The sequence below is a fragment of the Acinetobacter sp. ANC 5378 genome, assembly GCF_013004315.1.
Taxonomy (GTDB): Bacteria; Pseudomonadota; Gammaproteobacteria; order Pseudomonadales; family Moraxellaceae; genus Acinetobacter.
In genome coordinates this window covers 1-10795 of record NZ_JABERK010000007.1, presented here as the reverse complement: position 1 = coordinate 10795, position 10795 = coordinate 1, and the positions used below count along the sequence as shown (strand labels likewise).

Genomic DNA, 10795 nt, shown 5'->3' with positions numbered 1-10795 from the left:
GATTTAGATTTTTACTGATCTAAAATCATAACTTCCCCAAAATCAGATTAAATATATGAAAAAAATAGCATTAATTACTACATTGCTTATTGTATGTGGTGAGGCTTCTGCAATTAATTGCTCTCAGCTTTCAAAGATTGCAGATGACAATAGTATTCCGTATGGAACTAAATATAGTTTTGTCGTTAAAGGTCAAAAGGGATTCCGAACTTACTTTTATTCTGCACCATCATCAGAATGTAAGATAAAGCAACTTTTTCTTATTCCAAAAGATTCAGTTGTAGCTTATCAAGAGTTTAATAACGAAAATAAAACATGGCTCTATGTCATGTATATAGACAAGAATGGTAAGGATACAGAAGGTTGGGTTCTTGAAAATCACTTTAAAGTTTCTGGTTCTATTAGTCTTAAATATGCACCTTAAGGATGTCTAAATACATTATGAAAATTCAACTTTTATTACCAATTAGTATTTTTTTACTTTTACCATCTCTGTGTCTAGCTGGAAGTAAAATAAATAGTAAGGATAGTGCTTATTGTGAGCAAAATTCTTCAAATATTATTGACTGTTTGATTAAAAAACAGGGAGATACTAAAACAGCTTTAAATAAAGCATACAATCAGGTCTATAAAATGATTTCTTATGATAGTAATTTGCAAAAAGCATTAGAAAAATCACAAATAGAATGGGTGAAACTTAGAAATGAACAATGTTCTTTAGAAGCTGAAATATATGGTCGTCAAGCAGATCAATATCTCATAGAACAAACATGTCTTAACTATTTAAACAAACAGCGCACGTTATATCTAAATAGTGTAGAAACAGCAAATTAAATATCTATTACTATCTCTATGTGAATGCCCATATTTGCAGGTTTCAGCGAATGCATTATCATACGAATCTCCTGTTTACCGACCGAGACTCATTATAGGGAATCGAAGATTCCTATCTTATAAACCAGGGGAAAACTTAATAATGAAAAAAATATTTTTATTGCTAATTTTACTTTCTTCAACACAAGTATTTGCTGAAAAGATAGATGATTGTGAGGATTTCTATGAAATTGCTAAGGAAGTTATGACAGTACGTCAAAGTGGCATGGATCAAATGGAATATAGAAATTCTACTAAAAAACAATTTAAGGGTAGAGAACTATCTCGCAGATTAAATTTAATAGATCAGGCATATACAAGACAGTATTTTGGACATATCCCTGAGTTGAAAGAAGGAGTGAAAACTCAAATTAAAACATTTGCAGAACGTGCTTATAAATTATGTAAACGTGGTGAATGGTGAAGTCTTTATAAAGCTCTTTCTAGCGATGTTAGCCCTAGTTTTGACACTGTGATAAAAGTAGTTAAAGCTCTCAATTTACGTTTAGCCATTTAACAAATATAATCTAAGACAAGTGGGATTATGAATCCCACTTTTTTGAAATATTTTAGTAAATTTCTACAATAGAAATCATTTCTTCCGGTGTAAGTTTTTCTTTTTCACCTAATTCTTTCCATTTATTCAGCATCTTCTGATATTGATTTTTCTTAGGGCTGTGAGAATTCATCAGGCCGTTATCAATAATATCTGTAAATCTATCATCTTCTTTTAATGCTTGCGTAAAGCTCATTAAACGCCTTTCATTATTGCCATCAAATCCTTTGAAAGTAATATTGACTGCATCAATAACACTTTTATCATCCAAATCATCATAATTATTTTTTAAAGTTCTATAAAGGCTTAATGTCTTTACAACTAATTCGGCATCATTGTCATCAAGAACATCACTTAGACACTGGAAATGATCTTTGTACAACCATTTATAGCCATTTCTTAAATTGTTTGATAATTTCTTATAGTATTGAACTCCATAATCACTATCTTCGAACTTACTTAATATTTCATATTGGTTAGCCAAAATTAATCGTTCTGTATCAGTTAATTTTTCTAAATTTGACATAATTTGTATTCGTATAGGTTATTTAATACTTTGATATTGGTATCTATTTTTAAAATTCAAGACTCTATTTAATTGAATAGAAAGATGTTTATAAAATAAGAGCTGTTTTTTGAGGTAAAAACTTATAAATGAAAAAAATAGTTTCAAGAATATTCAAAGTTTTTTACACATTAATATTCGTGGTGAGATTAAAGGAATTTCTAATAAGTTACATGAAATCAATGAGAAGCTAAATAAAAAAGCCCTATAATATTATCGAGCTTTTTGTTAAATAAAATATGAATTAATTGGCGTAGTACTCTTTAAACCATTCCAATTCTTTTACTCTAGATGCAGTAGTATCTAAGAAACATGAACTGCTGTTCAGAGTTGCTGAAGTTCCTGAATTTGGATCAGCATAAAAATCACAGTTTAAATCTCGATACTTAATCCAAGAACGTTGAGTTTCTTGAAGTTGCTTTTGGCGCTGAGGTGGAATTAACCCTATCACATTCTTATAAGCGTTATTTAATCTAATATCCTGACGTTTAGTTTCCGCCCCTATACAATCAAGCATTTCGACTGTAACACCACCTGAATTATCCATACAGTTATTATATTGCTTACTAAATTCAACTTCATCAGCCCACGTAAGTTGATTCGAAATTAATAATACTAAGCCTAATAGTAATGTCTTTTTCAATTTCATTCCCCCCAATTCTTAAATTTCTCTAAAGTTAATATAATATACCTTATACGAATTGATTGAATTGAAAAAAGCCAGTGCATAACTGGCTTTTTAGTGTCACGTATAAGTCTAAGACTTGCTTTAAACGCACCTAAATCGATGTTCCACGGCTTCTAAGCCATTGATTTCATGTTCAGGATTCTAGCTGCCATAACGTTACTTTGGGGTGTACTCCAAGTTTACATAATGTCGCATCTTCTGTGAAATCGTCTTTTCTACGCAAATAAACCCGATTTAAAGGCGAAACCTAACAATATTACAAGTAGCACTGTTAGCATTGCTTTAAGCCTAAAAATCGTATCATGAGCTATTTTAATTTTCTCCTTATACTCTACCTCTGACATTGAAAACTTATCCATTTCAGCCTGAATAGCGTCCATATATTTTGAAATTTTTTCTAATTTTTCGCTCTGCTGTTCATTTTTAAGTGATAGCGCAGTATTGGATTGCTCCAGTTGTTTATTTAAATTGATCTGCTGAATAAGTTTGTTCGCTTGATCGGCATTGATTTTTTGACTTTCCTCATTAAATTCATCCTGCTCTTTAGACTCTTGAATCAACTGCTTTACTCTAGCAGTCAGTTTTATGTTTTTTTCTTTGAGGGCTTCATTCTCTTGTTCTAGAGATGCTTTAGCTTTTTCTATTGTAGAAAATTGCTTTTTAAAGTCGGTGAGCTGTCGCTGTAGCTCAATATTTTCCTCAAAGTGACTTGTCGCAACCTCATCAACTAAAAAATCACAATATTTAAAAAAATCGGCTTCAATCAGGGCAAAGGGCATGGCATGAGAAATTTTTAAATGCTCAACAATTTCACGCCAACTTTTACCCGTGCGGTACAGCTCGGTAATTTCATCCTGTCGGCTCTCAAGCCATCTACGTTTATTGAAATAAGGGGTTTTAGCCATCACTCAATATCCTTGTAAAAACTATCGTTATAAACATAGCCATCACTGCTTTTGGACGCTAAAAACCTCTTACCCTCCTCACTGCTTTTCCATGCCAAAAGTAGCTCTCTTGAGCTTTGATTGGCTTCGTCTTTAATAGCCCTAAAATATGTATGAATTTCGGTATTATTTTTAATTTTTGCAGTGGAAGCACGGACATAGCTTAGATTTAACTTTCGTCCACCTGCACCTAAAAAACTACGGTTCATTTTTGACTGAAAATAGGCCGTGAACATGCCATATAACTTACCGATCTGCACACGTACACCACGGTAGCCAATATAGCCCTCAAGGCTTGAAAGGTACTTTTCAAAATGTTCTTTTACATCCGTATTGGATTTATTTTTTTGAAAGCTATTCACCAAATTAACGCCACGTTGACGCACAGCCTCAAACGCTTCTTGCTTCAAACGCCATGTAAAGTTGGTGGCATGTTTGGTATTTTCACTCAAGCCCATTTCCTGCAATTCTTTGATGCTTTTGGCTCGTTTTGTGAGCTGTAAAAAAGTATATTCACCCACTGTTAAGGATATCTTTCCGAAGGTTTCAGCACCTTTGACCTGTTTAGAAATTTGATCATTTAAATAATCAAGATGATCATATTTATTTTGGATAATCTCACCACCAGGCAAGCGTAGAAGTAAGTCATTTACACGACAAAGCAAAAGCAAAGTCGGGGGTCTAAGTGCATATAATTTATTTTCACCTTTCGATTTATCACGTAAATAACTGTAAAAATCAGCTTCACTAAGATTTTCTTTCTGAAAGCAGCCACCGTTATAGGTAATGCAACAAAATGTGCTTTGTCCGGACAAAAATTTTCGATACTGCTGTTGTGGTGTATTCAGCAAACCATAGCGGTCATTCCATTTTTCCAACATTGATTCTGCATTACTAAAACTGCTCGGTTTAATCAAAATTCCCAAATCGTAACCTTTGCTGAAACATGCAAGGGTCGTATGCGTGAATTCTTTTATGCCAGTGGTGTAATAAATCATTTTTTCTTATTTAGTCCAAAAATTTAATGATTAATATACCCTCATTTGTAGATTCTTAAAGGGATTCTGAGAATTTTTTTAATAGTTATATTTAAAGAACTACTTTTAGGTAGTTATAACCGAATTATGCTATCGCATAATTAGCAGTTCCAAAAATTCGACTTGACATGGTATTTGATACGCATAAGATCAGATTTGTAGATATTGTTTTTTCGTTGGACTGCCAATCCATACATTCGATTTTCCTTAAATTGTTTGTTCGTGGATTGCCAACCATGAACAAACAACATCACCCCTTTTCGCAACTTGCCAAGTTGTGAAAAGTTTTATCGGTGAAGCTGCATACGTCCGAAAGGTAGTTGGTGCGGCTACGATAGGGGCTGACGGGTGTGAATCCCGTTTTCTACCTGTTACAAAGTTATGTTCCTGTTTTTACAGGATGCAAGTAGGGCGACACGGAAACGGGCATTGACGGGTTATCAGCGTTTAAAACATATGACTGGTAACTTAGTGAATTAACCCTGTTTTATTTGTTACGGTGAGCCATCTCAAGGATTGAGTTAAGGGCGTTAATAACCGCTTGGCAGATGCTTCGTAAGGGCATAGTCAAGGCGCACAGGTGGGCTTTTGAGATGATCGTGAGGTCATAGGGGAATGAGGTGTTAAACTGGATTTCTCGGCACGTCACGGTGAATTGTTGAACTCGTAGAAATACGTTGCAATTTGCTTTGGCGGTCAATGGATAGCTCAAGCCTGTAAGGTCGGCTCTGTCAACATACAACTACAAAATAGTTGGTGGCAGTCGATATGCGTAGAGTAAGTGCTTTACCTTATTAATTTAACTAGGAAATATAAGCTAGAAAAGACTTGGAACTGCGGTCTAGCGAAGTATGGAATTGATTTTAGTTAAGTTAGAGATAAGCGTACTACTCGATTTCAATGATTTTTATTGAAATCAAAGACAAGTAAACTAACGTGGGCGCACTTCACACCGTTTGAGTTGTAGATATTTAATTTCTGATTGATAGGTTCACAGGAAAGCGATTCTAGGCAAACAACGAGGTGGTGGTCGGTGACGATCTTTAGAAGTGTTAGAGAATCAGACAAGTACAAAACCTTTGCTACATCGAGGTTGCAGTCACTCCGAGCGAATAAAAACGTAAGGGCTGATAATTGGGAAAGTCTATACCGATAAGTTGGTGATGTTTAAGGTGAATGAACACAGAATTTTCAAGTAATAATCGAGTGGTATCAACATGCTTTGGCTAGCATGATTTACTTGAAAAACTGTCTTAAAACGATTCTACAATCGTGAGAATGAGTTGTCTTGGCCGACAAGGATATTTTCAAACTGTTGATGCAGTATAAATACGTACAAATTAGTAGTTTTAACAACCCAGTCCTCTTTAAGAGGCTGGGTTTGTCTTTGTATAATTATAAATATCTCTATTTCTTTATGGTTTGCGATCTAAGCTATCTTATTTTGAGAATGTATCTTTTTATTAGAAAAAGAGTTAATTAAGCTATAACACCCTATTTCTTGCGTTTAAATGGCACTATCAATTAGATCAAAGATAAATAAAAGCATTCTACTAAGTGCTCTCACTCACTCAAGATCACCACACCCCTCGCTATGCTCGGGCTGATGGTGAACGTTGAGTGAGTTTCGGCAATACTCACCCTAAGGGCGTGATTTTGAGAAAAATCAACATCCCTTAAGTATTGCCGAATAACCTGATTGGGCTGACGGAGCCACGCATCGGTCGTATCCGCACATAGCTTTGCAAACTATGCAGACAAGGACTCAAGGTTTTGCACCTCTCTCCACGCGCTCCCTGTCGCTACACGGCTGTATCTCTGCGAGGGTTTCCCCAACGTACAACTTAACAGTCCGATGCAACTACTCCCAACGCTCCGCCTATGTGAAGTTCCCCTGTAAGCGGTTTAGCCTTTCGACTATAGCTACAGTACGCCAGTGACACTTATTCCTACCACACGTACTGCATGCCGACCGTAAAACGGACACGCAGAAGCGGGCAAAGCTCGATCTGGGAACTTATTTGATGATTAAAAACACTGTATTAACGAAGACTTATCATTTTGAGACTTGATCTAAACGCATTTTGCTGTGAAAATAGAGTTCAGGTACAAGCCTTAGCGTGAAATCATAACGGTCGCCAAACCTTATGATCTTCGTTACTTGATGTTCGTGCATCAAATAACTGCGTACCGCTGAATATAAAGGGAAACCCCAAAATGTTGCAAGACATTTTGGGGTTTTTCTTTTCCGTATCAACAATTTAAGTTCCCTTCTAGTTCCCTTCTAGTTCCCTTCTAGTTCCCTTCTAGTTCCCTTCTAGTTCCCTTCTGGCTCTGCATCTTTATGATTCTTATCTGTTTTCAGACAGAAGAAAAATTCCTTCTTTTTTTCGAAAAATTTTCTTTTTTAATTTTAATAAAGAATTCGTTTGCTTGTTTTTTAACCAAAAAATAAACTAATAAAATATATGCTGATGTCTATACTCATGTCTTCAAACAAAATAAATAGGTCTCATAAGCTAAATGGCTAAACTATCACTGAGCGAAGTATCCAAACAGTTTAATGTCGATAGATCGACCATCTACAGAGCTGTACGCAATGGACGCTTATCACGTTCCAGTGATGGCCAATTTGATATTGCCGAAGTGATTCGATGCTTTGGTGAACCAGACCAAGTATCTAAACCGACTGAACCACAGAGACAAAGTAGTGATGCCGCAACACAAAAACTCATCGCTCATTTAGAAAATGAAGTCAGAAAATACCAAGAACGTGAAGAACGTTTGATGCAACAAATTGACCGTATGCAAACCCTTATTGAGTTAAAAAGTGTGGCACCTGCCACAGCAGTGCCACACCATGACGCCACAGCATGCGACAACCAAACGCCACAGCATGCAACAACAGATCAAAATATTGAAAATAAAGAAAATTTAAATAAGGATGTGGCAGCAAGTGTGGCAATTCCACAACAAGATGCCACAGCACGTAACAGCCAAACGCCACAGCGTGCCACGTTGCAAAATATGGCAGCACCACAACCTAAAAAACGGGGTTTATTTGGGCGTGTATTAAATGCCGTATTCAACGATGATGAATAACGTCAATCTTCTACCTGACGCTTTTTAATTTTAAAAGTTCCTCGATTAACCACTCGGTGAGCTGGATTACGACCATATAAGTGTTTAACCACGGTTGGTTCACCATTCGGTGCTTTGCTCACTAAGACATCATTTTCAACATAAAGAACGGGGCCATTTTGTTTTGCTTCGATAAAGCATTCTTGAAGTACACGCGCTGCGACATTAGCAATCTCACGTTCTTTGTCACTTTCATCAATTAGATATTGATTTGACATATTTACCTCTATTAGCAAAACACTGGATTAAATTATTTAGTATCAGAGGACCACAAAACAAGAAGAAATAGGGTAAAAATTGGCAATAATATCCTGCACCACCGTTCATGTGGATTGTTTAACTGAGATGAACAAACCCGTGGAACATTGATCAAATAGTAAGCGTGGAACGTGAATAATCATTAAAAAAGCCCAATCGGTGAGGATTGGGCTTGATGTATTACGATAAGCAACTGAATTATATAAATATAAAAAGAGCATTTCGTATAACGTGCATTATGTTAATTGTAGAAAAATTCACTAATAGTCAGTAAAGTTAAAGTGTTTAAATAGCTATATTAACCACACGAATAAATGACAATTTTAGAAAATGAAAAATATATTTCGAATATTCCTCAGTATTTGATTAATTCATATATAGAAACTGAGAGTTTTCCAAATTTTTTAGGGGAACATAGTAATCATTGCTATTGGATGATATTCAGTGATTATTGCTTTGCACCTTCCAACTCCTTCAAAGACTCTGTTATTACAGCGACAATAATCCCTTTTTCCGACTATAAATGGCTACAAACTTATTGTAGCCTCAGTAAATTAAAAACAAAGCTGGATATAAAAAAATCGTATATAAATGATAAACATATATCATTTATAAAGTTTATGGAAAGCCTTCCTGCATTTCATATATCTTTAAAAATAGACAAAAATCTAGATTATTATAAGAATGAAAAAATCAATGAAAAACAGTTTTTTATACAACATTTCGAAGGAATAAAAACACATTACAGCAATCATATTAATTATGGTGTTGCTCAACCAAATACGAGGATGAATATAGAGAATATCAAAAAAGTTATAACCGAACTGAACAACCAACCAAAGATAGAATTGTTTAAACAGGCTCAAATAATATCCTCTTTAATTTCAAGTATAAGTAAGATGATTATTGATTCAACTCAAGTCGAAAGTAAAATTTTATGGTGCTCAGATAGAGATAACATTTTAAATTATCTCAAAAAATCTATTCTTCAACCTTTTGTTTTTGACATGATACAAACTGATGTCTATAGATTAAACCCCAAAAATAGATATCATCTTGATTTTTTAAGAAAAACTAGTATTGATTTTGATGAGTTAGTAAGAATACCTGATTACATTGCAGGTACAATATCTGATCTTAATTTAGAAAAAGTAAGCGTAAGTCACGAAAAGTTTTTACCTATTTTGTACTCATTTTTAACTAATCCAAATAAGAGTTTGGTTCTGAGCTTAAAGAACAATTCCAACAATCTTGAATTAACAAAATATGACTTTAAAAAGGTTGTCACTAAAGAGCCTAACTGGAATAACTACAAAAAAATTAAATAACTTGATATAGATGTATCCTTAAGGATACAATTGTTATATGTACTCAATATATACCACTGAAGTCTTTGATGATTGGTTTGATAAACTCAAAGATCAACAAGCAAAAAGACGTATACAAGTTCGTATTGATCGGGTTGAAGATGGCAATTTTGGAGATACTGAGCCAGTTGGTGAAGGTGTATCTGAACTACGCTTCTTCTTTGGTCCTGGTTATAGAGTTTATTACTGCCAACAAGGGCAAAGAGTCATCATTTTATTAGCAGGTGGTGATAAAACCACTCAAAGTAAAGACATAAAACTCGCCTTGAAGTTAGCAAAAGACCTAGAGGAGGAACTATAAATGGCTATTAAACTTCGTAAGTGGGATAGTGCAGAGCACCTCAAAACAGAAGAGGATATGCAAGCTTACTTACAAGCATGTATTGATGAATCTAACGGTGATGCAGCCTTTATCGCCAAAGCATTAGGAAACATTGCTAAAGCTAAGGGTATGACTCAACTCTCTAAGGAAACTGGCTTAGGAAGAGAAAGCCTTTACAAAGCTCTATCTGGGGATGTTAATCCTAGCTTTGACACTGTTATAAAAGTTGTTAAAGCCCTTAATTTACGCTTAGCTATTTAAAAAAGGGAGAATCTCTCCCTTTTTTTATCGCTTTGGTCGTGTGAATAGTACAAATAATCCAAGTATCACATCTACTAATGCCCAGAAAATTATCACCATACCTAAACCTAATGTAGAACCTAATGTAGCTCCTGCTTGTTCATATTCATTTTGACTCGAAGCAATAATTTCTGAAGCGCTTCCACAAGATTTGAATGTCATAACAAGCATAAAAAGGTTAAAGAGAATAAAAAGCCATTTAAAAATCTTACCAAAGAAACCTCTTTTAGGTTTTCTTAATCCAGCCCCACAAGAAGGACAATCTAAAGCTTTATCACTCACTGAATGGCTACATTCAGGGCAATTTATTAAAGGCATATCTGCTCCATCAAAATAAAAAATTTGCTTTTAATTAAGTCATTGTTTTATAAGATTCTAACTTAAAATAGCTTTTAGAGTTTATTTTTATGAAATACCTTCTAATTTCAACAATATTATTAACGACATCATCACTCGCTTTTGCAAATAAAGAAGATTCTATAAAAGAAATCTTCTTTATGATGATTTTAGTACTTGGCTTGACAATGGAAAGGCCTTATTCGACTGGAATAGGCAGCTCCACAGATAATAGATAAAATTAATGTTATAAGAAATTTCATATTATTCTTTCCCTCTACATTGATTTAGATTTTTACTGATCTAAAATCATAACTTCCCCAAAATCAGATTAAATATATGAAAAAAATAGCATTAATTACTACATTGCTTATTGTATGTGGTGAGGCTTCTGCAATTAATTGCTCT

General features: G+C 34.5%; 13 protein-coding genes and 1 pseudogene. 8 read left to right on the top strand and 6 right to left on the bottom strand.

Annotated elements, in window-relative coordinates:
* The first annotated feature begins 55 nt into the window (after positions 1–55).
* From HLH16_RS01910 to HLH16_RS01895, 4 genes and pseudogenes are all read left to right on the top strand, one after another.
* Entirely contained in the window at positions 56–424 is a 369-nt protein-coding gene (locus tag HLH16_RS01910; RefSeq protein WP_171528028.1) for a hypothetical protein, read from the top strand.
* Between the two features lie 17 nt (positions 425–441).
* Positions 442–834, top strand: coding sequence for a lysozyme inhibitor LprI family protein (locus HLH16_RS01905; protein ID WP_171528027.1), 393 nt, complete (start codon positions 442–444; stop codon positions 832–834).
* A 142-nt stretch (positions 835–976) separates the two neighbouring features.
* The gene (locus tag HLH16_RS01900; RefSeq protein WP_171528026.1) at positions 977–1297 is read left to right on the top strand and encodes a hypothetical protein; all 321 of its coding nucleotides are present in this window, start codon (positions 977–979) and stop codon (positions 1295–1297) included.
* Positions 1298–1309: 12 nt separating this feature from the next.
* A pseudogene (locus HLH16_RS01895) lies at positions 1310–1390 on the top strand (addiction module antidote protein); the annotation flags it as partial.
* A gap of 52 nt (positions 1391–1442) precedes the next feature.
* Here the strand turns inward: HLH16_RS01895 and HLH16_RS01890 are convergent.
* The 4 genes from HLH16_RS01890 to HLH16_RS01875 all read right to left on the bottom strand — a co-directional run bounded on the left by HLH16_RS01890 (position 1443) and on the right by HLH16_RS01875 (position 4624).
* Positions 1443–1955: a YfbU family protein gene (locus tag HLH16_RS01890; RefSeq protein WP_171528025.1), complete on the bottom strand. Its 513-nt coding sequence runs from the start codon at positions 1953–1955 to the stop codon at positions 1443–1445.
* A gap of 283 nt (positions 1956–2238) precedes the next feature.
* Positions 2239–2637, bottom strand: coding sequence for a lysozyme inhibitor LprI family protein (locus HLH16_RS01885; protein WP_250850211.1), 399 nt, complete (start codon positions 2635–2637; stop codon positions 2239–2241).
* Between the two features lie 260 nt (positions 2638–2897).
* Positions 2898–3587 (bottom strand): hypothetical protein, encoded by a 690-nt coding sequence (locus HLH16_RS01880; RefSeq protein WP_171528023.1) that lies wholly within the window; start codon positions 3585–3587, stop codon positions 2898–2900.
* Entirely contained in the window at positions 3587–4624 is a 1038-nt protein-coding gene (locus tag HLH16_RS01875) for a hypothetical protein (RefSeq protein ID WP_171528022.1), read from the bottom strand. Before HLH16_RS01875 ends, HLH16_RS01880 begins: the two co-directional genes overlap by 1 nt.
* 2562 nt (positions 4625–7186) lie before the next feature.
* On the opposite strand from HLH16_RS01875, the gene HLH16_RS01870 reads away from it, so the two are divergent.
* Entirely contained in the window at positions 7187–7765 is a 579-nt protein-coding gene (locus HLH16_RS01870; RefSeq protein WP_171528021.1) for a plasmid replication DNA-binding protein, read from the top strand.
* Positions 7766–7767: 2 nt separating this feature from the next.
* Here the strand turns inward: HLH16_RS01870 and HLH16_RS01865 are convergent, their stop codons facing one another.
* The gene (locus HLH16_RS01865; RefSeq protein WP_171528020.1) at positions 7768–8022 is read right to left on the bottom strand and encodes a hypothetical protein; all 255 of its coding nucleotides are present in this window, start codon (positions 8020–8022) and stop codon (positions 7768–7770) included.
* 354 nt (positions 8023–8376) lie between these two features.
* On the opposite strand from HLH16_RS01865, the gene HLH16_RS01860 reads away from it, so the two are divergent.
* The 3 genes from HLH16_RS01860 to HLH16_RS01850 are packed head-to-tail and all read left to right on the top strand — an operon-like array spanning position 8377 to position 10012.
* A complete protein-coding gene (locus HLH16_RS01860; protein WP_171528019.1) occupies positions 8377–9390 on the top strand; it encodes a hypothetical protein in 1014 nt (337 codons plus the stop codon).
* A 37-nt stretch (positions 9391–9427) separates the two neighbouring features.
* Complete coding sequence (locus HLH16_RS01855; protein ID WP_017397196.1) at positions 9428–9730, top strand: type II toxin-antitoxin system RelE/ParE family toxin; 303 nt, start codon at positions 9428–9430, stop codon at positions 9728–9730.
* Complete coding sequence (locus HLH16_RS01850; RefSeq protein ID WP_000985611.1) at positions 9731–10012, top strand: addiction module antidote protein; 282 nt, start codon at positions 9731–9733, stop codon at positions 10010–10012. It begins immediately after the preceding gene.
* A gap of 24 nt (positions 10013–10036) precedes the next feature.
* Here the strand turns inward: HLH16_RS01850 and HLH16_RS01845 are convergent, their stop codons facing one another.
* Positions 10037–10369 carry a hypothetical protein gene (locus HLH16_RS01845; protein ID WP_171528018.1) on the bottom strand — a complete coding sequence of 111 codons (333 nt, stop codon included), beginning with the start codon at positions 10367–10369 and terminating at the stop codon, positions 10037–10039.
* Between the last annotated feature and the right edge of the window lie 426 nt (positions 10370–10795).